18 protein-coding genes are annotated in these 22,836 nt (G+C 59.8%); 12 read left to right on the top strand and 6 right to left on the bottom strand.

The window, feature by feature from the left end; genetic code table 11:
- Nucleotides 1-7 precede the first annotated feature (7 nt).
- On the bottom strand, nucleotides 8-2,077 hold the full coding sequence (locus tag ACKVY0_RS11540) for a hypothetical protein (RefSeq protein WP_409214969.1): 2,070 nt from the start codon (nucleotides 2,075-2,077) through the stop codon (nucleotides 8-10).
- A 225-nt stretch (nucleotides 2,078-2,302) separates the two neighbouring features.
- Between ACKVY0_RS11540 and ACKVY0_RS11535 the strand changes: the two genes are divergently transcribed.
- From ACKVY0_RS11535 to ACKVY0_RS11525, 3 genes are read left to right on the top strand one after another with little or no spacing between them, the layout of a single operon-like run.
- Complete coding sequence (locus tag ACKVY0_RS11535; protein WP_409214968.1) at nucleotides 2,303-2,680, top strand: toxin-antitoxin system YwqK family antitoxin; 378 nt, start codon at nucleotides 2,303-2,305, stop codon at nucleotides 2,678-2,680.
- 52 nt (nucleotides 2,681-2,732) lie between these two features.
- Complete coding sequence (locus ACKVY0_RS11530) at nucleotides 2,733-3,440, top strand: cation:proton antiporter regulatory subunit (RefSeq protein WP_409214967.1); 708 nt, start codon at nucleotides 2,733-2,735, stop codon at nucleotides 3,438-3,440.
- Entirely contained in the window at nucleotides 3,437-4,759 is a 1,323-nt protein-coding gene (locus tag ACKVY0_RS11525) for a M20 family metallopeptidase (protein ID WP_409214966.1), read from the top strand. The genes ACKVY0_RS11530 and ACKVY0_RS11525 overlap by 4 nt, the downstream gene beginning before the upstream one ends.
- A 47-nt stretch (nucleotides 4,760-4,806) precedes the next feature.
- Here the strand turns inward: ACKVY0_RS11525 and ACKVY0_RS11520 are convergent, their stop codons facing one another.
- Complete coding sequence (locus ACKVY0_RS11520) at nucleotides 4,807-5,226, bottom strand: HNH endonuclease (RefSeq protein WP_409214965.1); 420 nt, start codon at nucleotides 5,224-5,226, stop codon at nucleotides 4,807-4,809.
- A gap of 4 nt (nucleotides 5,227-5,230) precedes the next feature.
- Nucleotides 5,231-5,452 (bottom strand): hypothetical protein, encoded by a 222-nt coding sequence (locus ACKVY0_RS11515; protein ID WP_409214964.1) that lies wholly within the window; start codon nucleotides 5,450-5,452, stop codon nucleotides 5,231-5,233.
- Nucleotides 5,453-5,624: 172 nt separating this feature from the next.
- Here ACKVY0_RS11515 and ACKVY0_RS11510 point away from each other — a divergent pair, with 172 nt between their 5' ends.
- Nucleotides 5,625-7,526, top strand: a complete 1,902-nt coding sequence (locus ACKVY0_RS11510; protein WP_409214963.1) for an MBL fold metallo-hydrolase — start codon at nucleotides 5,625-5,627, stop codon at nucleotides 7,524-7,526.
- Nucleotides 7,527-7,535: 9 nt separating this feature from the next.
- Here the strand turns inward: ACKVY0_RS11510 and ACKVY0_RS11505 are convergent, their stop codons facing one another.
- Nucleotides 7,536-8,225 (bottom strand): LysR family transcriptional regulator substrate-binding protein, encoded by a 690-nt coding sequence (locus ACKVY0_RS11505; protein ID WP_409214987.1) that lies wholly within the window; start codon nucleotides 8,223-8,225, stop codon nucleotides 7,536-7,538.
- A gap of 100 nt (nucleotides 8,226-8,325) precedes the next feature.
- On the opposite strand from ACKVY0_RS11505, the gene ACKVY0_RS11500 reads away from it, so the two are divergent.
- The 5 genes from ACKVY0_RS11500 (at nucleotide 8,326) to ACKVY0_RS11480 (ending at nucleotide 18,215) form a co-directional block, all read left to right on the top strand.
- The gene (locus tag ACKVY0_RS11500; RefSeq protein ID WP_409214962.1) at nucleotides 8,326-9,786 is read left to right on the top strand and encodes a DUF1501 domain-containing protein; all 1,461 of its coding nucleotides are present in this window, start codon (nucleotides 8,326-8,328) and stop codon (nucleotides 9,784-9,786) included.
- Between the two features lie 76 nt (nucleotides 9,787-9,862).
- Nucleotides 9,863-10,648 carry a GxxExxY protein gene (locus ACKVY0_RS11495; RefSeq protein WP_409214961.1) on the top strand — a complete coding sequence of 262 codons (786 nt, stop codon included), beginning with the start codon at nucleotides 9,863-9,865 and terminating at the stop codon, nucleotides 10,646-10,648.
- Entirely contained in the window at nucleotides 10,623-13,985 is a 3,363-nt protein-coding gene (locus tag ACKVY0_RS11490; protein WP_409214960.1) for a PSD1 and planctomycete cytochrome C domain-containing protein, read from the top strand. The genes ACKVY0_RS11495 and ACKVY0_RS11490 overlap by 26 nt, the downstream gene beginning before the upstream one ends.
- A gap of 6 nt (nucleotides 13,986-13,991) precedes the next feature.
- The gene (locus ACKVY0_RS11485) at nucleotides 13,992-15,077 is read left to right on the top strand and encodes a serine hydrolase domain-containing protein (RefSeq protein WP_409214959.1); all 1,086 of its coding nucleotides are present in this window, start codon (nucleotides 13,992-13,994) and stop codon (nucleotides 15,075-15,077) included.
- A 75-nt stretch (nucleotides 15,078-15,152) separates the two neighbouring features.
- Nucleotides 15,153-18,215, top strand: a complete 3,063-nt coding sequence (locus ACKVY0_RS11480; RefSeq protein ID WP_409214958.1) for a PSD1 and planctomycete cytochrome C domain-containing protein — start codon at nucleotides 15,153-15,155, stop codon at nucleotides 18,213-18,215.
- A 67-nt stretch (nucleotides 18,216-18,282) separates the two neighbouring features.
- Here the strand turns inward: ACKVY0_RS11480 and ACKVY0_RS11475 are convergent, their stop codons facing one another.
- Both ACKVY0_RS11475 and ACKVY0_RS11470 read right to left on the bottom strand, forming a co-directional pair.
- Complete coding sequence (locus ACKVY0_RS11475; RefSeq protein ID WP_409214957.1) at nucleotides 18,283-18,747, bottom strand: type II toxin-antitoxin system VapC family toxin; 465 nt, start codon at nucleotides 18,745-18,747, stop codon at nucleotides 18,283-18,285.
- On the bottom strand, nucleotides 18,744-19,085 hold the full coding sequence (locus ACKVY0_RS11470) for a hypothetical protein (RefSeq protein ID WP_409214956.1): 342 nt from the start codon (nucleotides 19,083-19,085) through the stop codon (nucleotides 18,744-18,746). The genes ACKVY0_RS11475 and ACKVY0_RS11470 overlap by 4 nt, the downstream gene beginning before the upstream one ends.
- Before the next feature lie 57 nt (nucleotides 19,086-19,142).
- On the opposite strand from ACKVY0_RS11470, the gene ACKVY0_RS11465 reads away from it, so the two are divergent.
- The 3 genes from ACKVY0_RS11465 to ACKVY0_RS11455 form a co-directional block, all read left to right on the top strand.
- Nucleotides 19,143-20,561 (top strand): DUF1501 domain-containing protein, encoded by a 1,419-nt coding sequence (locus ACKVY0_RS11465; protein ID WP_409214954.1) that lies wholly within the window; start codon nucleotides 19,143-19,145, stop codon nucleotides 20,559-20,561.
- On the top strand, nucleotides 20,558-21,493 hold the full coding sequence (locus ACKVY0_RS11460; RefSeq protein WP_409214953.1) for a DUF6807 family protein: 936 nt from the start codon (nucleotides 20,558-20,560) through the stop codon (nucleotides 21,491-21,493). The genes ACKVY0_RS11465 and ACKVY0_RS11460 overlap by 4 nt, the downstream gene beginning before the upstream one ends.
- A gap of 52 nt (nucleotides 21,494-21,545) precedes the next feature.
- Nucleotides 21,546-22,836: DUF1552 domain-containing protein (locus ACKVY0_RS11455; protein ID WP_409214952.1), on the top strand; the 1,291-nt coding region annotated here is incomplete at its 3' end.

Genomic DNA, 22,836 nt, shown 5'->3' with positions numbered 1-22,836 from the left:
ACGCTTGTCACGGCTTCTTTGAACGCTCCACGGGCACGACGTCGAGGCTCAGAAACGCGGCTTGCAGGACATCCGCCTTGTCGAGTTCGGCGGGGCCTTCGGGTTTCCAGATGCCGAGCAAGCGGCTGGTGCCATCGGCCATGGTGGTGGCGGTGGTCAGCTGGGCCTGATGAAACTGAAGATTGCGGTTCAGCGGGCGAATCGTCTTCGCATCCGGCTGCGGGGCGGCTTCATTAACGACTGGCTCGGCATAGTCGTATTCGAGGCTGTAGGTCAGCTCAACGGTTGACACATCATGGTTAAAGGTTGGTTCGATCTCGAAGCGCAGGCCGACCTGACGCATTTCCATCGCCGGTGAAAAGTGCGCGGTGCCACCGTTCGCAACCATGATGTTGGTGACATGGGTGGTTTTGGCATCCTTGTCGCTGCCGTTGGCCGCGGCAGTGTTGGTGGACTTGTTTTCCAGGGTGCCGGTTTCCGCACCCGTCACATAGATAAACTCACGGCCGGTGACGAACTGGCAGCGCGTTCCCGATTTGGTCTCGATCAAGGCGGAGCGCAGTATTTTGACTTTGTTCTGGGCCGCATCTTGTTCAATGGCCTGCCATGCTGCCGTGTGGTCCGTGGTGGCGGCGGTGCTTTGCTCCAATTTACGGATGGTTGAGGCGTCCGCCTCGATGACGTGAACGGTCATCATGACATTGCGTGGCGCATACTGTTTGATGGAGGCGATGAATGCTTCCACCAGCTTCATGTTTTCCGCAGTGTTGCGCACCAGCAACTCGCCCGTGCTCGGCGTGTAGTTGGCGGAGGAGCCTTCGGGGAAGGGAATGCCCTTGGATTTCAAAATCTCCAGCGCGGTGATGCGCATGGTCAGGCGTGATTCATTCGCCATCGGTGCGGGGGCACCGCCAGCGGCAAACGGATCCGATGGAGCTGCCGGCTCAGCGCTACGCATCGTCAACAAATCTTCCGTGATGTGGAAGCTGCGGGTGATGATGCCTTTCGTGGCACCCGGCGGCTCTGGTGGTGGTGCCGCGGGCGTTTTCTCGACCTGCTCGCCATGCTGTTTGAGCAACTGCTCCACGCGTGCATCAAGCGCAGGCAGCAGCGTGACGATGTGAGCCGTGAGGAATGCTGCTTGCAGATGGTTCGCACGCTCCGGCTCTTTGTTGCCTTCGGGTCGCCAGATGCCGAGCAGCTTGGTCATGCCGCTGAGCATCGTGACGCCAGTGGTCACATGAGCGAGATGGAAGTCGATGTTGGGTGTCTCCACCAAGCGGTCGCCAGTGGCGCTGATCTTGTCCCAATGCTCCAGCGGTGGGCCATGGTGATGCTCCAGAGACACCGTCAGCTCCAAAGTTTCGCCATCGGCACCGATGACGGGTTCAAGTTCCAGAATGGTGCCAGCACGGCGTTCTTCCATCGCCGTGTTGGAGCGTTTCGCTTCGTCCACATCGACTTCGGAGAAGTACAGCCGCCCTTCACCGCGATGCACCGTGGCTCGTGTGCCGCTCTTGGTTTCCAGACGCAGGCTGCCGACATGAGTGGCCTTTCCTTGCGTTGCCAGCGCTTCGAGCAGTGTCAATGCGGCGGCATGATCGGTCTGTGTAGTGATTTTTTTAACCGCTTCGCGGACAGACGAAACGTCGGCCTCAATGATCTGAACACCACAGTTCACATGGCGTGGCATGCTGCGTTCCGCCTGTGCTGCGAGGGCCGCCATGCGTTCGTGTGCCAGACGTGTGCTGCGCAAAGCGAGGGTTTTGTTCTTTGGATCAAACACGGCGAGTGATCCTGGAGGCAGAGTGATGCCTGCGGCCTTCAAATGCTGATCCAGTACAAAGTGCGAACGCTTCATGAAGGCGATGATGTCTGCCTCCTTGGCGTTGGCGTCAGTCAGCGAGGGTGGAGTGAGCTGTCCATGCTCGCTGGAGACAAAGCCACCTATAAGCCCCGTCGCAGGATAGCGATAAACATGAACCGACCAGTCACCCGGCTTTGCCGCCTCCTGGCCGTGAAGCAGCGAACTGCATGAAATCAATGTCAGGACGAGAATCGTGGAGAGGCGTTTCATCATTCCCTGATGCTGCCATGTCAGGCTCTGTTTGAGCAATAACAGAATGCTGCTTTGTCGTGTCAACAACCTGGGGCAAATCCACCTGTTGCAAGACTCCTGTCATCGGCTGCCGCGCCGAGGGCTTCAGCGAAGCCCTCCTCGAAAAAATGCGCTGGGGGCAAAGTATATCATTGTGCTTTGTGCCAGTGTTGAAATCTCCTTCTCCACCTCCAAGCTGCACTCATGAAGCACCTCCTAACTCTCCTACTCTGCGCGCTCTGCCTCTCCGCCTGCGAAAAACAACCCGCCGAAGTCGATTTCGCCGACAAGGATGTCGAGATGCTCAATGACGGCAAAGAAGCGAACTACAAAGGCAAACCCTACACCGGCCTCGTGCGCAACAAGCACTCCAACGGCAAGACGGCGGGCGAATACCCTTACCAGAACGGCAAGATGCACGGCGTGATGAAGGAATGGTGGGACAACGGCCAGCAGTCCGCTGAAACCAACTTCGACCACGGTCAGCGTCACGGCCTCAACCGCTACTGGGATATGAAGGGCAAGCAGACCAAGGAACAGATCTACGACCACGACAAATCCATCAGCGAGAAGCATCTTTGAACATTGAACGCTGAACTTTGAACATTGAACCTGAAACTTTAAACTCAAGTTCATGGTCGCTCCCGTCATCGCCCTGCTCGTCATCGCCCTCGTCTCGTTGCTTGCGGTACGCGTGGGATCGACGGCGCTGATGATGACCGGCATCAGTTGGGACACGGCCAGCTTCCAGGCCTACTCCGCGTTCTTCGGCGTCGGCTTCACCACGAAGGAAGCCGAACTCGTCGTGAACCACCCGGTGCGCCGCCGCATCATCCGCGATCTCATTCTCGCCGGCAACGTCGGCCTCACCTCCGCGCTTGCCACGCTCATCGTCACCCTGCTGCAAAGCGGCTCCGGCGGCGACACGATGCTCATGCTCGCCTGGCTCATCGGCGGCTTGCTGCTGCTGCTGTTCGTTTCACGCCTGAGCTGGTTTCAAAAAGTGCTCGATCACGTCATCCAGCACACGCTGGAACGCACAGGCATGGTACGCGCCCTCGATTACGAGCTGCTGCTGCGCATCCAGCACGGCTACGTCGTCTCCGAGATCGAAATCCTGCCGGACACCTTCCTTGCCGGACGCTCCTTGCGCGAATCTCGCCCATGGGATCGCGGTGTCGTCATCCTCGCCATCAAACGCGACGGCGAAACGCACCCCGGCATCCCCAGCCGCGATGATTTGATCAAAGCAGGCGATGTCGTCACCGCCTACGGCAAAGAAACCGCCCTCCAGGCCATGACGCAGCCGCTAGAACCAGGAACCAAGAACGAAGCACCATGAACGTTCACCATCTCCGCCTCAAGCCGCTCGCCCTTGCCCTCCTCGCCACCGTCAGCCTGCATGCCGCAGATCCCATCGACACCTTCATCGAAGGACAGCGGCCGTCGTTGATTCAACTCTACGAGCATCTGCATGCGAACCCGGAGCTGTCGTTTCATGAAGAGCAGACGAGCGCACGCATGGCGCAGGAGATCCGCGCGGCAGGCTTTGAAGTCACGGAGAAAGTCGGCGGCTTTGGCGTCGTGGCCGTGTTGCAGAACGGCCCAGGCAGAACGGTGCTTGTGCGCACGGATTTGGATGGTCTGCCAGTGCGCGAGATCGGCTCAGTGCCTTACATTAGCAAGACGACCACCAAGGACGATGCAGGCAACGATGTCTCCGTGATGCACGCGTGCGGACACGACATGCACATGACCTGCTGGCTCGGCGCGGCGCGGGCGCTCGCAGCTTCGAAGGACAAGTGGCAGGGCACGCTGGTCTTCATCGCGCAACCCGCCGAGGAGCGCGGCATGGGTGCGCTGGCGATGATCAAGGACGGTTTGTTCGAGCGCTTCCCGAAGCCCGACGTGTGTCTGGCGCTGCATTGTGATGCGGGGCTGACGGTCGGCACGTTCGGTGTCACCAGCGGTCCGGCCACCGCGAGCACGGACACGGTGGACATCGTGGTGAAAGGCGTCGGCGGTCATGGCGCGATGCCGGACACGACCAAAGCCCCCATCGTGCTCGCATCGCAGATTGTACTGGCGCTGCAAACCATCGACAGTCGCGAGTTGCCGCCCGTGGAGCCCGTCGTGATCACCGTCGGGAAGTTCAACGGCGGCACCAAGCACAACATCATCCCGGACAAGGTCGAACTCGGCCTCACCGTGCGCACCACCAGCGCCGCGACGCGCGAGAAGGTGCTGGCGTCAATCAAGCGCATCTGCCGCGGCCTCGGCATCGCCGCCGGTCTGCCGGAAAACCTGCTGCCTGAGATCACACTGTCCGGCCCCGGCACACCATCGTTGTTCAATGATCCGACACTCACCGCACGCGTGAGCCAAGTCTGGGCGGATGCGTTTGGCAAGGCCAGCATCATCGAACGCAAGACCACCATGGCCGGCGAAGACTTCTCCCGCTACACGATGACGCCCGACAAGATCCCCGTGTTCCTCGCCTGGCTCGGCACCGTCGCCCCCGAGAAAGTCGAGAAGGCCAAGACGACCGGCGAAATCCTCCCCAGTCTGCACTCGCCGTTCTATCGCCCCGAAGCCGCGCCCTCCATCACCTTTGGCGTCAAAGCGATGACGCTGGCGGTGATGAGTGAACTCAGGCGATGACGCTATCGTGACGCCTCTGTGGCATGAACGGAGTAATAGTCGGCCTCTCACACATGCCCCGGCGGCGGATGCCTCCCGAGCAGGCTTTCAAAGGAACGAATGATCCGATGCTCCGGGCTGTTGAGCGCCAGCGTCTCCAACGTGGCCCTGCCGATGGCGGTGATGCCCACCAGTTCATTGCCAGCCCATCGAAAATGATGATTCCACTGCTGCTCGCGTGGATGAAACAAGCGCACTGTCCGGCCAGTCTTGGGATCGAGCGCCACTTGTCGCGCTCCCTTTCTCAGCGAGCAGTGGATGCAGGCCAGCGCGAGGTTGTCCAACACCGCCGCACCTCCGGCAACGACGGGCACCACATGATCCAGATGAAAGGTCGCCGCCTGTCCGAACTGTGAGAGACCGCAGTATTCGCAGCGGTGCTTCGCACGCACCGTCACGCGTCGGCGGAGACTGGCGGGCACAGCCATGGCGCTACACCTTCCCGGCCTTCACCTGCGCTCCCAGTTTCAGGATGGAGAGCATGCTCGCCATCTGCGCCAACCCCTCGGCCTCTTTGCGTTCGGCTGCGGTCAGCCGGCCTTTGCGTCCCTGCTCATACAGCAGGTGATGCAGCCGGTCATCCAGCGCCTTCGGGAAACGCAGCTTCGCCAGCCTGGCAGGCATTGGCACGGTGAGTTGAACAGTCTGGCTCATGATGAAACGAGGCTAGCCCATCGCCAACACGGCGGCAAGAAGTTCATGAAAGCCGCTCACGGATGACCGCCCATCGCCGTGATCACTCTGCCAGACCGTGCGGTTCTCGTCAGAGTTTGCGGTGATGGAGTGAGATTGAAGCGAATCACCCATTCGCGACGTTGGTAGCTGCATGATTCGCCTCATCACTACACTCCTCATCCTGCAAAGCCTCGCACTCGCCGAGTTCCAGCAACCGGTGCCGGGCGTGCAGCTCTGGCAGGACACCTGCAATGTCTATGTGCTGAAGCACGAGGACGCCGCGCTGGTCATCAATCTGGGCGACGGTAGCGTTTTGAAGCACCTGACCGAGATTGGCGTGAAGCGAGTCGAGTGGGTGCTGCTCACGGATCATCATCGCGAACTGTGCCAGGGAGCACCGAAGCTGGATCGTACGGTCACGAAGGTCGCGGCTTCGGCGGATGAGAAGGAAGTGCTCGAAAGCCCGCTCTCGTTTCGCAAATGGCATCCGCGTCTCGGCGACAAGTTCAGTGTACATGGCGCGAGCTATGTGCGCCCACCTGCCGTGCCGGTGAAGATCGACCGCGTGCTTGCGGATGGCGAGGTGTTCACCTGGAACGGCTTCGACATCACCTGCGTGAGCACGCCGGGACATTCCCCCGGCGGCATGAGCTTTGTCATCAAACACGATGGCCGAACGCTGGCCTGCACCGGCGGTGTGATGCATGACGGCGCGAAGATGACGAACTGGTTCGACACCGAGTGGGACTACGGCTTCGCCAAGGGCCTCGATGCGCTCACCGCATCGGTGCAAAAGCTTGCTGCATTGGGCATTGAGACAGCTCTTCCATCGCAGGGACCGGTCATTCTCGATGCCACGAAGCAGTTGGAGACCTATCACCAGAAGCTTGTGAGTTTTCGTCCCGATTACATTCGCGGCTATCCAGTCGATACATTGTCCAAACGCGGCCCGCATCCGGCCACGCAACCGACCAAGGCGCACTACATCGTGCAGGTGACGCCGCACCTTTACATGTTCGGCCCGGAGATGGCAGGGAAGAATTTTGCCATGATCATCGCGGACAGCGGCCACGGATTGCTGCTGGACTGCGGCCTGTTCCCAAAGCTCGTGCTGGAGCGCATCATCAGCGACATGAAGGAGCACCTCGGCCTGAAGCAAATCGACGCGTGCTGGATCTCGCACTCGCATGGCGATCACTTCACGCTCTTCCCCGCGCTCAAAGATCACGGTGTGAAGTTCTGGACGATGGACACCATCGCCGACAAATGCGAGAACCCGCGCTTCTACGACTACCCAGCGATGATCGGCGCTTACAACGCCGGTTTCGAGAAGGCAAAGATCGACCGCATCCTCAAAGCGGGCGACGTGATCGAATGGGAAGGCTACAAGCTGCACATCGACTGGATGCCCGGCCAGACTGAGTTTGGAAACGCGCTCTGGCTCGAACTCGACGGCAAGAAGATCGTCTTCACCGGCGACAACCTCTTCGGCGATCCCAGCGATCCTGCGCAGAACGGCCACGAATGCGTCAACGCCCGCAACAGCGCCATCATCGAGGAAGGCTACCTCGTGGCGGCAAAGTGCCTGCAAAAACTCCAGCCCGACATCATCATGGGCGCGCACGGCGTGCTCATGACCGAGCCTGCCGCCTTTGTGGATCGCTTTCATGACTGGGCGCTCCGAGCGATCCGCAAATACAAGGCCCTGCTGCCCGACGCGAACTATGAATACGGCTACGATCCCTATTGGGTTAGCGCTTACCCGTATCGTGTCGATGTCGCGCAGCCAGCCGAGGTCAACATCACCGTGCGCAACTTCCGCGACACGCCGCAACAGCATCGAGTCGCTCTCCAACTTCCGCCCGGCCTCAAAGCCAATCCCGCCGTACTCGAAGGCACCGTCGGCCCGAAATCGCGCCAGAGCTTCAAGGTCAAACTCATCCCTAATGCCGACAAACTGCCCACAGGTGTGCAGATGGTCCCCATGGACATCACGCTCGACGGCAAACGCTACGGCCAGATCTTTGATTTCATCATCCAAGCACGAGAGTGACCTGATGAATCAATCATCGCGCAGCGCCTTCACCACGATCTCGCGGAACGCGACGTGATGCGGCAGCTCGACCTTCGCTTTGCGATGGAGCACCACGACCTCCTCACGGCCAAAGAGCTTCGAAAGATCGCGGAAAGCCACGCCACGGTAACTGCTGTGGCCCTGGGTGGCTTCTTTGAGAATCATCGGGCTTACCGAGGTCACGCTGATGCCGAAGCCCATGCGCACGTAGCCGACCACGATGTCGAAGGTGCTCGCGGTGAGCGCGACGTTGGCCTTTTGCCACAAAGCGGCCGCTTCGAAGACGTCTTGCACATGGCGGCGTGAGTTGGCGCCTGGACCTGGAAGCACGAGGGGCTGCTTGATGAGGTCAGGGAGCTTCAAGGTCTTCGCTTTGAGCAACGGATGCCCCACAGGACACACGAGCACGAAGGGATAGGCGGTGACGGGTGTGACCTCGATGCGTGGATGCTTTAACGCATCGATCTGACCGACAATCGCCACATCGGCCTCACCATCTTCGAGGTGCTTGCGCGCCATCGCGGAAGGGCGGTCGATGAAGGAGAGCTGCACATCAGGATGGCGCTTGCGGTAGAGTTCGAGCGGCTTTTGCAGCTCGTGTAGCAGCAGGCTCGCCGTAGTGGCCACGGTGATGCGGCGGGCGAGTTTTTGGTTTTGATCGGCAAAGAGTGCGCGGATGCGGTCGAAGCTTTCGACGAGTGGCTGAGACTAAAGCACTTTAGGAAGTTTTGGCACAAGGTCACGAAAATCAGAGGCCGCCGCCGCGTATGGTTCGATCATGAATCCCAGTCTTTGCTCCAGCACCCGCCCCATCACCACGCGGCGTGATTTTCTCACGCGCAGCGCCTTTGGCCTGGGCGGGCTTGGTTTGGCGTCGCTGATGCAGGAACTCGGCATGGCGGCGGAGGCTCCGGCTTTGTCTCCGCTGGCACCGAAGCAGCCGCCTTTCGCGGCCAAGGCGAAGCGCGTCATCCACATCTTCTGTGAGGGCGGGCCGTCGCAGGTGGACACCTTTGATCCGAAGCCCGCGCTGGAGAAATATCACGGCAAAATGGCCGATGACGTGATGAAGGATTACCAAAAAGCGGCAGGTGAAGTCGCGAGCGGCATGGGACGGCTCAGCGGGAAGCTGCAGCGCTCGGCCTTCAAGTTCGCGAAGCACGGCCAGAGCGGCATGGAGATCAGCGAGCTGTTCCCGAAGCTGGCAACGCATGCCGATGAGCTTTGCGTGATCCGCTCCATGCACACGAAGACGAGCGTGCATGAGCCAGCGCAGCTCGTGATGAACACCGGCGAGTTTGCCAGCGTGCGGCCCAGCATGGGATCGTGGGCTGTGTATGGCCTTGGCACAGAAAATCAAAACCTGCCGGGGTTCGTGTCGCTGTCGCCGAACGGCACGACGAGCAGCGGGGACAAGCAGTGGAGCAATGCCTTCCTGCCCGCGTGGTGCGGCGGCACCGGCATTCCGACCAAAGACCCATCTGTGACAAAGATGATCGAACACATCCGCAGCGGCACCACCTCACTTCGTGAGCAACGCCGCCAACTCGATCTCATGCGCCAGATGCACGAGGACTTTGCGCAGAAGCATCCGGGCGATGCACTGCTCGAAGGTCGCGTGAGTGCTTTCGAAACTGCCTTCCGCATGCAGGTGGAGGCCACCGATGCCTTTGATCTCACCCGCGAGCCGAAAACCATGCGCGATCTCTACGGCGATACCGAAATGGGCCGCCAACTCATGCTCGCGCGGCGTCTCGTCGAGCGCGGCGTGCGCTTCGTGCAGGTTTATCACAACAACTGGGACACGCATGATTTGAATGACGAACGTCATCGCGAACTCTGCTCCGCCGCCGATCAACCCCTGCATGCGCTGCTCACCGATCTCAAGCAGCGCGACATGCTCAAGGACACGCTGATCCTCTGGGGCGGTGAGTTTGGCCGCACGCCAACGAGTGACAACAACGACGTGGCGAAGAAAAAAGGCATCGGTCGCGATCACAACGCTGGAGGCTTCACCATGTGGATGGCCGGTGGCGGCTCGAAACCGGGCACCGTTTACGGCTCCACGGATGACTTTGGAGCGCTGGCAGTCGAGAATAAAGTCGATGTGCATGACCTGCACGCGACGATTCTGCACCTACTGGGCTTTGATCATGAGAAGCTGACGTATCGGTATGCGGGGCGGGATTTCAGGCTGACCGATGTGTATGGGCATATCGTGAAAGGAGTCCTGAGTTAAGGCAAAAAGATGTTCAGGCAGAAAAATGGTTTTCATTTTTTGCCTGTCCATCTTTTTGCCTTCCAACTGCAAGCTTATGCCCATCATCCGAACCACCGAAACCATCCGCCCGACTCAGTCTGAGTTCGGTCAGATCGCCTATGACGTGATGAACTGCGTCTATGACATCCACAACGAGTTTGGTCGTTTCTTTGACGAAGCCGTTTATAAGCGCGAACTCGCCGACCGCATCCCCGGCATGGAGTTAGAGTTACCCGTGACTGTCTCCCATGGCACCTTCTCGAAGCTCTACAAACTCGACGTCCTCGCCCACAAACGCGGCATTTTCGAATTCAAAGCAGCCGAGGCCATCGTCCCACGCCATCGGGGTCAAACCATCAACTACCTGCTCCTCTTTGACCTCCCGCACGGCAAGATCATCAATGTCCGGCCCGAGCGAGTCGGTGATGAATTTGTGAATTGCCACCTGCGGCTGGAAGAGCTGCGAAATCCATCCGTGGAGACGACGCATTTTGATCCTACCGTTGCAGCAGCGGACTTCTTCCATGACCAACTGATCAGCATGATTCACGACTGGGGTTCTGGCCTTGAGACGGGGCTTTACGAAGAGGCGCTAACGCACTCTCTTGGTGGCGAGGAGCATGTTCTTCTGCCCGTGCCAGTGATGGGAGCCAAAGGACATCTGCATGATCAAAAAATGCGCATGTTGGCTCCTGATGTGGCCTTCAAGCTCACTGCCTTCCCTGACCGGCTGGAGGCTTTCGAGGTGCATGCACGCCGCCTTCTTCAGCACACCAATCTCAAAGCCATTCATTGGGCCAACATCACTCACAAGCATGTCACCTTCACGACCATCCGCTGAGGTTCTAAACGGCAAAAAGATGTGCGGTAAAAGATGGGGAACTCTGATCCTCTTATCTTTCACCGCCCATCTTTTTGCCGGCCCCTCCGAAGACCTCTTCGAATCCAAAATCCGCCCCATCCTCGTTGAACACTGCTACGAGTGCCATTCCGCAGACAAAAAGCAGAAGGGCAACCTCCTCCTCGACACCAAAGACGCCACGCTCAAAGGCGGCGACACTGGCCCCGCCATCGCCCCCGGCGATCCATCGAAATCCCTTCTTCTCCAAGCCGTGAAGTGGGAGGACAAAGACCTCCAAATGCCGCCGAAGAAGAAACTCAGCGACTCCCAAATCGCCGATCTCGAATCATGGATCAAAGCAGGCGCTCCCGATCCCCGCAGCGGCCCTCGCACGCTGACGAAGATCGAGCAGCACCTCGAAGGCTCGAAGAAGCACTGGTCCTTCCAGCCCGTCGTCGCTCCAAAGCCTGCGTCCCTTGATGATTTGATTGGAACCAAGGGCAAACCATTCGCCGACAAGCGCACGCTCATCCGCCGCGCCTACCTCGACCTCATCGGCATCGCGCCGACGTATGCGGAGGTGAATGCCTTTGTCGCCGATAACTCACCCCAGGCTTTTGAAAAGCTCATCGACATGCTCCTCACCGACCCGCGCTATGGCGAGCGCTGGGGCCGCCACTGGCTCGATGTCGCTCGCTATGCCGACAACATGGGAGCCATCTTCAATGGCGATGACAGCTATCCGAACGGCTTCACTTATCGCGACTATGTCATCAAGGCGTTCAACGACGACAAGCCCTACGACCGCTTCATCCTCGAACAAATCGCCGCTGATCAACTCGACACCGCGAAGGACACGCGCACGCTCGCCGGCATGGGTTTCCTCGGCCTCGGGCGGCGCAAGGATCGCAGGCTGGATGACGACACTTTGGATGACACCCTTGATGTCATCGGACGCGGCCTCATGGGCCTGAGCATCGGCTGCGCGCGCTGCCACGACCACAAGCTGGAGCCGATCACGACCAAGGATTACTACGGTCTCATCGCCGTGCTCAAGAGCAGCAAGGAGCCTGACGTCCAGCCCGCGCTGCCACAGCCTGACAGCCCGCAGGTGCGCGAATACGCCGAGAAAAACAAAGCGGCCCGCACCGAATACATCCGCGTCATCGCCTTCGAGGCGGATCGCTCCCTCGCCGCGTTGCGGTGCCGCGTGGGCGACTACTTGCAGGCCGCGCAGGAGGCGAAATTGAAGACCATTTACGAAGACAAAAACGTCGGACCTGACATCCTCATTCCCCGCTCACTGAGCACGGGCGTGCACAATCGACTCGTGCAGAAGTGGCAGAAGTGGGTGCCGACCCATCCCGAGTTCTTCACGCCATGGATCAAGCTCGCCGCGCTGCCCGAGGCTGAGTTCGCCACGCAGGCCAAACCCTTGTGCGAAACCTTCGCGAAGAACGCCGACAAAAAACTGCACCCCGCCGTCGCCCGCAGCTTTGCCAAAGCCACCCCGAAAAACCTCCGCGAAGTCGCCGACATCTACAATCATCTCTACACAAACGAGGTCGATGTCCTGTGGGCCGAGAAATGGCGCGAGCAGCTCAAAGCTGCCTGTGTTCCGAGCGCAAATGAACTCGGCTTGCCGCTCAAAGAACTCGAATACAATGCCATCGACCGCCTCAGCGCCGTGGAGAAAGATAAGCCGCTGCCAGAGGCCGAAGCGCAGAGCCTGCGAGCCATCTTCACTGAGGAAAGTTCGCCCTTTTACTTCCCTGGCAAAGACTTCATCTCCAACAAACTCTATGCCAACCGTGATGTCGCCGAAGGCCTGCGCCGCAACGTCACCAAGGCACTCACCGAACTGCAAAACCATCCCGGCGCACCTGCGCGTGCCATGACCTTTGTCGATGCCGACAAGATGTATGACGGCAAGGTCTTCATCCGTGGCAATCCGCAGACGCCAGGCCCCGAAGCACCACGCCAGTTCCTCACCGCGCTGAAACACATCTCGCCGGAACCCTTCCCGAAAGACAAAAGCGGACGCCTTCAGCTTGCGCAGGCGATTGCGAACAAAAGCAATCCGCTCACCGCCCGCGTCATCGTGAACCGCGTCTGGGGCTGGCACTTTGGCGAGGCCATCGTCGGCACACCGAGCGACTTCGGCTTCCGTGGCGACAAACCCACGAACCAACCGCTGCTTGATCACCTCGCTGCGTGGTTCATGGAGAATGGCTGGAGTTTCAAGAAGCTGCACAAGCACCTCATGCTCACCACAGCCTATCAGCGCGCCGATTTCCCCATACGCCCGCTCGATCTCGAGCCCTTCCGCGACACCTTGCTCGCCGTCACAGGCCGCCTGAAACCCGATCTCGGCGGCAAGCCCGAGAAGATCGCCGACACCACACGCCGCACCGTGTATGCCTTCGTCGATCGCAAAACACTGCCCTCGATTTACCGCAGCTTTGATTTTCCCGATCCGAACTTCAGCGCGCCGAAACGCAGCCGCACCGCGCTGACACCGCGTGCGCTCATTTTGATGAACAGTCCGCTACTCACAGACAGCGCCAAACAACTCGCCGCCTCGCTCACCAAAGACCTTCCGGACGACAACAGCCGCATCGAGGACCTGTATCGCCGTGTGTTCCAGCGTCAGCCCACGGACAAGGAAATGCAGCGCGCGCACGACTACCTCGCCGCCTATCCGAAGAACGATCTCGTGCATCCCGAGTCGCAGGATTGGCAATACGGCTACGGCACGTTTGATGCCGCCTCGAAGCAGACCGCGAAGTTCGCCAGTCTCACGGCCTTCGATGGCAAAGCCTTCAAAGGCACGCTCAAAACCACCGACGGCAAACCCAGCGAAGTCAAAGTCGATGCCATGGGCGGCGATTCCGGCCTCACCACCTCCATGAGCAGCATCCGCCGCTGGATCGCGCCGCTCGATGGCGAGATCAACATCACCGCCGAACTCACGCATACCGACGCGAAGACCGAAGGCGTCATCGCAAGAATCATCAGCAGCCGCAGCGGCGAACTCGGCGAATGGAAAGCCAAAGCGCAATCTCTCTGCACCGACCTCGCGAAGGTGCCGGTCAAAAAGGGCGACACCCTCGACTTCATCGTCAGCAGCCAGACCGACAAGGATGCCGGCCCCTACCAATGGAGCCCCAGCATCACCATGCCCACCGCCGACATGCCCGCGATGCCCGGCATGAATCAGCGCTGGGACGCCCGCGTCGATTTCGCCAATCCCAACGCGCCCGCCAAGCCACTCACCGCCTGGGAGGAGTTGTGCCAGGCGTTGTTGCTCTCGCCAGAGTTTGCGGTGATGGAGTGACGTGCCATGAACCGCCGCTCACTCATGACCTTGCTCGCCAGCCTCGCTGCGATGAGAACCCACAGCGCGAACACCGACCGCATGCAAACCGCCGCCCAGATCATCCAGAAACAAGTCGATGCCGGAGTGCTCGAATCTGCGGTGCTGCATGTGCGACGTGGCCAGGACACGTTTCAACAAGCCTTTGGCCGCGCCAAGGATGCGGACGCCATCTTCCTGCTCGCCTCGATCACGAAGACGATGACGGCGGCGGGCGTGATGGTGCTGGCGGATCGCGGGGAGCTGCGATTGAGCGACAAGGCGATGAAATTCATTCCCGATTTCTCTGAAGGCGCACGGAAGGACATCACCGTCGAGCAACTGCTCACGCACACCTCCGGCTTGCCCGACCAGCTCAAGAACAACACCGAACTGCGCTCGAATCACGCGCCGCTGGCTGACTTTATTCGCGGAGCCATCCGCACACCGCTGCTGTTCACTCCGGGAACGGAGTATCACTATCAAAGCATGGGCATCCTGCTGGCGGCGGAGATCGTGGAGCGCCTCACGAAGACCCAGCTGCCGGATTTTCTCGCCAAAGAAGTATTCGCGCCGCTCGGCATGACGAGCAGCACCCTCGGTCTCGGCAAGTTCAAGCTCGAAGACACGATCCGCTGCCAAACCGAGCACGCCGCGCCTGAATCTGGCGCGGGTGATCCCAAGGCTGCCGCGTGGGACTGGAACAGCACTTATTGGCGAAACCTCGCCGCACCATGGGGCGGTGCGCACGGTTCTGCGGGCGATGTGGCGCGTTTTCTTGGCAGTTTTTTGCATCCCGAGGGCAAGGTGCTGCGCGAGGAAACGGCACGGCTGATGATCCAAAATCACACCGAAGGCCTCGAGGCTCGTCGCGGCATCGGTTTCGCGCTTGGACCGAAATTTTTTGGCAAAAGCTGCTCGATGAAGTCCTTCGGGCACAATGGATCGACCGGCACGCTCGCCTGGGCCGATCCTGAGTCAGACACGACCTGCGTCATTCTGACTTCGCTGCCAGCACGGGTGTCGGGAGACACGGTTCTGCAGCCGGTTGCGGATGTGGTTTCGGCCATTTAAGCCACTGCTGGATATGCCATGTCCATTGTGAGAATATCACCGGCAGTTCCTTCGTATTCTTGGCCCCCGGATTTTATGAACAAAACCCTCCTCATCACGGCTTTCACCACTATCAGCGTCAGCGCCGCCGAACCGCCCGTCCCGGCCAAAATCGAGTTCAATCGCGATGTGCGGCCCATTTTGAGCGACAACTGCTTCTACTGCCACGGCAACGACCCCAAGCATCGCGAAGCTGATTTGAGGCTCGATATTCGTGAAGAAGCGATCACGGCGAAGGCTTTCGTGCCGGGCAAGGTGAAAGAGAGCGAACTCGTGGCACGCATCCTGACCGATGATGAGGATGACCTCATGCCGCCGCCGGACACGCACAAGAAGCTCACGCAGCGGCAGAAAGACATTCTGAAAAAGTGGATCGAACAGGGCGCGGGCTATCAGCAGCACTGGGCGTATGAAAAGCCGATCAAAGCGGTGATCCCGGCAGGCAAGAATGGGGTGGATGTGTTGGTGCAGAAGCGTCTCGCGGAGATAGGCCTAAAACCAGCGCCGCAGGCCGATGCACGCACGCTGATCCGCAGGATCTACTTTGACCTCTTGGGGCTGCCTCCCACACCCGATGAAGTCGCCGCCTTCGATCATGAGTCCCATAAGTCGAATAGGTCCTCTGAGTCCTATTCCTCCCTGGTAGATCGCATCCTCCAAAACCCGCACTACGGCGAGCGCATGGCCATCGCCTGGCTCGATGTGGTGCGCTTCGCGGACACCATCGGCTACCACAGCGACAATTCGCACAACGTCTGGCCTTACCGCGACTACGTCATCAAATCCTTCAACACCAACAAGCGCTTCGACCGCTTCACCATCGAGCAAATCGCCGGAGATTTGATGCCGGACGCGAATCAAGAGACAAAAGTCGGCTCCGCCTTCAACCGGCTGATCCTCACCACCGAGGAAGGCGGCGCACAGGCGAAGGACTACGAGCAGCGCATGCTCACCGACCGCGTCCGCGCCATCGGCAACGCGTGGATGGGCCAAACGACTGGCTGCGCGCAGTGCCACGATCACAAGTTTGATCCCATCACCTCCCGTGACTTTTACCAACTCGGCGCCTTCTTCGCCGACATCAAGGAACCGCTCATCGGCCGCCGCGAGGCCGGCATGACGGTGCTTGATGCTGATGGCGAGAAGAAGCAGGCGGACATCGCGAAGCGTCTCGCAGCCTTGCAGGCTGACTTTGCCAAGCCACGCCCCGAACTCGCTCCGGCGCAGCTCGTGTGGGAAAAGCAGGCGCTAGAAGCCGTGGTCACCAGCGGATTATGGCAGCCTTTGAAGCCAGCGACCGCCACATCGGCGAAGAAGAACATCGTCCTCAAAGCCGACAAGGACGGCATCGTGCGCGGCACCGTCGATGCGAAGCGCACGGAGCGAAAACAGAACGACGGCACCGAAACCTACACGATCACGGCCAAGATGCCGCAAGGCGTCACGGGCTTCCGCATTGATGCACTAAAGGACAAGTCTGCCGGCATCGGTCTCGCCTCGAATGGCAATTTCGTGCTCAGCGAAGTCGCGCTTTCCACCGGCGGAAAGAACAAGCCGGCCAAGCTCGCCGTCTCACATGCCAGCGCCACGTTTGCGCAGCCGAAACTTGCCGCAGCGAGTGTCATCGACGGCATCGCGAATAAGAAGGACAACGGCTGGGGTGTGCTCGGCGGCTCGGGCGCGGATCAGTCGCTCTACCTCGAACTTGCGGAGCCGATTACGGACGCCGACACGTCGGTGACCTTCACGCTTACTTTTGCGTATGGCGAAAATCACGAGATCGCCAATCTCCGCCTCAACACCACGACCTCTCCGAAGCCGCTTCGCGCTCCAAACACTTCGCTACCCGCCAAAGACATCGCCGACATCCTCAAAGTCACGCCGGAGAAACGTGCGCCAGCGCAGAAGCAGAAACTCGAAGCCGCCTACAAGCAGATCGCGCCCGAACTCGCCGCCCTCCGCACCCAGCTCGCCACCACCGAGAAAGAAAAAGCCGACTTCGAGGCCGCCTCGCCCAAGTGCATCGTCTCCGTAAGCGACACGGCCAAGCGCACCGTGCGCATCTTGCCGCGGGGTGATTGGATGAATGAAAGCGGCGAAGTCGTGAAGGCCGCGCTGCCCAGTTACTTGCCGAAACCGAAGATCGAAGGCCGCGATCTCACACGTCTCGATCTCGCGCAGTGGCTTGTCTCCAAAGACAACCCGCTCACCGCCCGCACCGTCATGAACCGCCTGTGGAAACAGCTCTTCGGCACAGGTTTGAGCAAGGTTCTCGATGACCTCGGCGCGCAGGGCGAGCCACCCGTGAATCCCGCGCTGCTCGACTGGCTCGCCTGTGAGTTCATGGACAGCGGCTGGGACTTCCAGCACATGGTGCGCGTCATCGTGAGCAGCGAGACATACAAACAGACCAGCCATCCGTCTGATCAGACGGATCAGGCCGATCCATATAATAGAGAGTGCGCCCGCCAGAGCGCCTTCCGCCTGGACGCCGAAATCGTGAGGGACAACGCCCTCGCCATTTCCGGCTTGCTGGTGTCGAAGATCGGCGGCCCCAGCGTGAAGCCCTACCAGCCCGCCAAATACTGGGAGAACCTCAACTTCCCCGTTCGCGAATGGCAGAACGACAGCGGCGAGAGCCTGTATCGTCGCGGCATGTACACCTGGTGGCAGCGCAGCTTCCTGCATCCGTCGATGGTCGCCTTCGACGCCCCCAGCCGCGAAGAATGCACCGCCGAGCGCAACCGCTCCAATATCCCACAACAGGCCTTGGTGCTGCTGAATGACCCAACCTATGTCGAAGCCGCCCGCGCCTTCGCCGCCCGCATCCTTCAAACCGAAGGAGATGCTGCGAAACGCATCACCTGGGCCTGCCAGCAGGCCTTGCAGCGCCAGCCGAGTGCTGACGAGATGAAAACGATCTCCGCCTTGTTCGAGAGGCACCTCGCCGATTATCAAAAGGACACAGCCGCCGCAGAAACTCTGCTCCAAACCGGCGCAGCGCCAACGCCCGCGAATCTGAACAAGAGCGAACTCGCCGCCTGGACGCACGTCGCCCGCGTATTGCTGAATCTCCATGAAACCATCACACGAAGCTGATTGCGTAGCGTCGATTGGTAATCGAAGCCGTGCGTCCTCAGAGCATTCGAGTGCCACTCGAATCTACTTAATTCACCGCCAAGCCTTCCAGCTTCGCGAGCTTCTTCGCCTTCGCATCGAAGCTCCAAAACGTATCACATCCCAGCACCAGCGCGGACGAGACATGCAGGACGTCATAGGTGCGGAAGCCCTCCTTGGCGGTGTGGCGGTGAACCAAAGTATGAAATTGTTGTTCAAGCCCGTGCTCAGATGGAGTCGCATGATACATCAACTTTCCGTCGGCAAGTTGCTCGTAGAATTCTGCCTCCAAAACCAGCGCATGTTCAGGAGTGATATGGAAGCAGGGCACACCGTGACGAGTGGCAAACACGGCCTGCTGAAGTGCATTCACAAATTCCAATCGGCAGAGCAAAGTCACCGGATAAGCCCCAGCTCCGCTTTCGGCAGCCTGTTCATTCAACTGCGCAGCCTCGGACGCTCTCGGGCCTGGGCAGTAGAGCGTCGTGAAAAAGTTGGTGTCCGCGTAGATCATGATTCTCCGGCAATCATCTTGCTGAATGTGCCCCATCCTTCCTCCGTGATGCCGGAACTCCCGGCCTCACGCATCCGAGCATGCAAAAGCTTGAGCCGTTCGTGGAAGGCACGGCGATGTTCGACATCTGAAACCGCAGATTTGGCCGCTGGATCTAGCTTCAAGATGAACCTCTCACCGCTGCGCGAATGCACGTGTACACCTCCAGACTTGCGTGCGGCATTCAGAACGGCCTGTGGCTGGCGGTTGAGGTCACGCACGGTGAAGACACGGCGGGGAGCCGCGACTTTGGCAGCCGGGCGTCGGGAGGCTTTCTTGGCTGCGGCTTTGGCTTTCATGTCAATCATCATGGCTGACATCGTTTTCCAAGGCAAGTTTCAATTCCACCTCGCGCTATGAACTCGTGCACCGCCCACACCCGCCGCGTCTTCCTCGGTCGTGCCTCACAGGGGCTGGGCAGAGTCGCACTGGCATCGCTTCTGAACCCAGGGATTCTTCGCGCAGCATCACGCGGAGTGCTTGGTACCTTGCCGTTCCCGCAGAAAGCCAAACGCGTCATCTGGCTCACGATGGCGGGCGGGCCGTCACAGTTGGAGCTGTTTGATTACAAGCCGAAGCTCGCGGAGATGGATGGCAAACCGATGCCAGAGTCGTTCACGAAGGGGCAACAGCTCGCGCAGCTTCAGGGACAGAAACTCGTGTGCAAAGGGCCGATGTTTCGCTTCCAGAAGTATGGGAAGTGCCAGATGGAGCTTTCCGAGTTGCTGCCGCACATCGGCAGCGTCGCGGACGACATCTGCCTCGTGCGCTCGATGACCACGGACGCGATCAATCACGATCCTGCGCACATGTTCATGAACACCGGCACACAAATCGCCGGACGGCCCAGCATGGGATCATGGGTGACCTATGGCCTCGGCAGCGAGGCGGAGGATCTGCCCGGCTTCGTCGTGCTCAACTCCACCGGCAAAGGCCGCAACCCGCAGCCCATCTCCGCGCGACAGTGGAGCAGCGGCTTTTTGCCATCGAAGTTCCAAGGTGTGCAGCTCCGCTCGCAGGGCGATCCCGTCTTGTATCTCACAAGTCCCAATGGCGTGACACGCGAGCGACAAGGCGCGGATGTGACCGCGATCAATGCGCTCAACAAACAACATGCCTCACTCTGCGACGATCCTGAAATCGCCACACGCATCGCGCAGTATGAGATGGCCTTCCAGATGCAGGCCAGCGTGCCCGATTTGATGGACGTGAGCGCCGAAGGTACCAAAACGCTCGAACTCTACGGCTGCACGCCCGGCGACGGCTCCTTCGCATCCAACTGCCTGCTCGCGCGTCGTCTTGCCGAACGCGGCACACGCTTCATCCAGCTCTACCATCGCGATTGGGACCACCACAGCCTGTTGAAGGAAGAACTGCCGCTCCGCGCCAAAGAAGTGGATCGCGCCTGCATGGCCCTCATCACCGATCTCAAACAGCGTGGTATGTTCGACGACACGCTCATCGTCTTCAGCGGCGAATTCGGCCGCACACCGATGGCACAGGGCAACAAAGGCCCCATTGGTCGCGATCATCACAACAAAGCCATGTCCATGTGGCTCGCCGGAGCCGGCATCCAGCGCGGCATCACCTACGGTGCCACCGACGACCTCGGCTATGCCGCACAAGAAAACATCACCACCGTCCACGACCTCCACGCCACCATGCTGCATCAACTCGGCATCCAGCACGACGCCTTCAGTTTCAAGTTCCAAGGACTTGATGCCAAGCTCACCGGCGTCGAAGGAGCGAAGGTCATCAAAAAAATCCTCTCATGAAAAACACCCTCCTATTCCTCGCCCTCGCCTTTCCCACCTTCGCCTTTGACATCACAGTCGCTGAAAAAGACCACGTAGCTGTTGCCCATGGCGGCAAAGTCGTCGCCAAGCTCATGATGGCGAATGACCTCAGCACGCCGGAGAAGCACCACGACACCTACAAGCCGTATCTGCACGTCTTCAGTGCCGATGGCTCCACGCGGCTCACCAAAGGCCCGGGCTTCAGCTTCACGCACCATCGCGGCATCTTCCTCGGCTTCAGCAAAATCGCCTACGCCGGCAAATCGTATGACCGCTGGCACATGAAGGGCGGCGATCAGGTCGTGACGAAGGTCTCGCCTGGCGACAACACTTTCACCGCGCACATCGACTGGCAGGGCGACACCGCCGCACCCTTTCTCACGGAGGAGCGCCGTTTCACCTTCACCACTCCCGCAAAGCCCTTCTACCTCGGCATCGAGATGAACAGCGCGATCATAACGGCCAACGGCGAAGCCGAGATCAGCGGCGATCCCGAGCACGCTGGTGCCCAGTTCCGCCCCAGTGAACTCGTGGACACGCAAAGCACGACCTACATCCTTCCCGGCGAAAAAATCGACGCCCACAAAGCCAAAGATCTGCCTTGGGTTGCTGAGGTCTTCACCATCGAAGGCAAGACCTTCACCGTGGTGATTCTCAATCATCCCGACAACCCAAAGGACACCGCCACCTCCGCCTACCGCGATTACGGCCGCTTCGGCATGTTTCCGAAAGGCAAAGCCACCGCTGAAGCTCCCTTCAAACTCCGCTACCAGTGGCTCATCGCCGAAGGTGACGTGCGTGATGCCGCCGTGTTTCAGCAGGCATGGAATGCCTTCGCTGGCAAAAACGACCCGACTCCCGCCGTCAGCATCAACGCCTCCGAACGTAAAGCCGCGAAGCCGAAGAAGTGAGAGCACCCACTGCGATGAAATATGCCCGACCTTGCCACGTTTACGGGCCACTATGATGAATCGTCGAAATCTCCTCCGTCAGTTCGCGGCCACGGCGGGTGCTGCGTTGGGATCACCGTTGTTTCCTGGGATCAGCCAGGCGGCTGCCAGGGTGTCCGGTGGGCCGAAGCGGGTGATCTTTTTCCTCCAGAATCAGGGCTTTGATCCGAGGACCTGCATCCCGGCCGGCATGAAGAGCAGCGGTTCGCTGGCCAAGGCGAAGCTGCCGGAGCCCATTGAGGCACTGGAACCCTTCAAGGAGCGCCTGCACATCATCAACGGCCTCCATGGTCTCCACACCAGCCCGTCGCACAGTGCCTTTTTCGGCGCGCTTGGCGGGTATCGCGGCGACGATGGTGCGCCGCCCCTCGGACCCACGATTGATTATGAATTGAGCAAAGTGCTTCCTCAGACGCTCATGCCTCATCTTTGCATCGGCATGGACTCGATGGAGAACATGAAGGCCAAGCCCACGGTCGCGAACCTGTCGGCCAGTGGAGCCGGGCAGCCGATCTTCATGCAGTCCAACCCGAATCACCTCTACCAGATGCTTTACGGCGGCATCTCGGATGGGGACATCCGCAAGCAGCATGAGGCTCGCTCGAGCATGTTCGACCGCATCGAGCAACTCGCCGCCGCAGATGGCAAAAGCCTGCCGATGGCGGACCAGCAGCGCTACGAGCAATACGTGAAGGGTTTCCACGACATCAATGATCTGCGTGGGCGTCTCGGCGGCGTTTCCGAGCATCTGCGGAAGTTTGCGCCGAAAGTGGATGATCGTTACACCAAGCCGCAGTTCGAGACCGACTGGCACGACGTGCTGCTGGATCTCGGCATCTCAGCGCTCAAATCTGGCATCACCAGCGTGCTCACTATCGGCTCAGGCCGCGGCGAGATCTTTGGTTCGTGGAAAGGGCTCGGCGTCGAGGAGCAAGGACACAATCTGGGGCACATGGAGCAGCCGGATAATCCGATCTGGATCAAAATCCGCCAATACAACAGCCGCATGCTCGTGAAGCTGATGGAGCAGTTGGAAAGCGTGCCCGAAGGCAGCGGCACGATGATGGACAACACGCTCATCGTTTACACCAGCAACAACGCCGACAAACAACACACCGCCGGCGCGACCTGGCCGGTGATGCTGCTCGGCAACTGCGGCGGCATTTTCAAAACTGGCTGCTTCACCCAGCTCGATGGCAAACGTCCGATCAATGCGCTCTACTCGACGCTGCTGAATGTTTCCGGCGTGCCGTGCGACCGCTTTAACCTGAGCGACAAGATGGCGGCGAAGTTCGACGCCGGCA

This window comes from Prosthecobacter sp. (assembly GCF_046154365.1).
GTDB lineage: Bacteria > Verrucomicrobiota > Verrucomicrobiia > Verrucomicrobiales > Verrucomicrobiaceae > Prosthecobacter.
Note: the sequence above shows the minus strand (reverse complement) of the source record. Positions and strands in the feature narration are given on the sequence as shown.

Excerpts from the sequence above, each read along its gene's own strand:
- ACKVY0_RS11540 (WP_409214969.1), bottom strand. The coding sequence starts at position 2,077 with ATGAAACGCCTCTCCACGATTCTCGTCCTGACATTGATTTCATGCAGT.
- ACKVY0_RS11535 (WP_409214968.1), top strand. The coding sequence starts at position 2,303 with ATGAAGCACCTCCTAACTCTCCTACTCTGCGCGCTCTGCCTCTCCGCC.
- ACKVY0_RS11530 (WP_409214967.1), top strand. The coding sequence starts at position 2,733 with ATGGTCGCTCCCGTCATCGCCCTGCTCGTCATCGCCCTCGTCTCGTTG.
- ACKVY0_RS11525 (WP_409214966.1), top strand. The coding sequence starts at position 3,437 with ATGAACGTTCACCATCTCCGCCTCAAGCCGCTCGCCCTTGCCCTCCTC.
- ACKVY0_RS11520 (WP_409214965.1), bottom strand. The coding sequence starts at position 5,226 with ATGGCTGTGCCCGCCAGTCTCCGCCGACGCGTGACGGTGCGTGCGAAG.
- ACKVY0_RS11515 (WP_409214964.1), bottom strand. The coding sequence starts at position 5,452 with ATGAGCCAGACTGTTCAACTCACCGTGCCAATGCCTGCCAGGCTGGCG.
- ACKVY0_RS11510 (WP_409214963.1), top strand. The coding sequence starts at position 5,625 with ATGATTCGCCTCATCACTACACTCCTCATCCTGCAAAGCCTCGCACTC.
- ACKVY0_RS11500 (WP_409214962.1), top strand. The coding sequence starts at position 8,326 with ATGAATCCCAGTCTTTGCTCCAGCACCCGCCCCATCACCACGCGGCGT.
- ACKVY0_RS11495 (WP_409214961.1), top strand. The coding sequence starts at position 9,863 with ATGCCCATCATCCGAACCACCGAAACCATCCGCCCGACTCAGTCTGAG.
- ACKVY0_RS11490 (WP_409214960.1), top strand. The coding sequence starts at position 10,623 with ATGTCACCTTCACGACCATCCGCTGAGGTTCTAAACGGCAAAAAGATG.
- ACKVY0_RS11485 (WP_409214959.1), top strand. The coding sequence starts at position 13,992 with ATGAACCGCCGCTCACTCATGACCTTGCTCGCCAGCCTCGCTGCGATG.
- ACKVY0_RS11480 (WP_409214958.1), top strand. The coding sequence starts at position 15,153 with ATGAACAAAACCCTCCTCATCACGGCTTTCACCACTATCAGCGTCAGC.
- ACKVY0_RS11475 (WP_409214957.1), bottom strand. The coding sequence starts at position 18,747 with ATGATCTACGCGGACACCAACTTTTTCACGACGCTCTACTGCCCAGGC.
- ACKVY0_RS11470 (WP_409214956.1), bottom strand. The coding sequence starts at position 19,085 with ATGAAAGCCAAAGCCGCAGCCAAGAAAGCCTCCCGACGCCCGGCTGCC.
- ACKVY0_RS11465 (WP_409214954.1), top strand. The coding sequence starts at position 19,143 with ATGAACTCGTGCACCGCCCACACCCGCCGCGTCTTCCTCGGTCGTGCC.
- ACKVY0_RS11460 (WP_409214953.1), top strand. The coding sequence starts at position 20,558 with ATGAAAAACACCCTCCTATTCCTCGCCCTCGCCTTTCCCACCTTCGCC.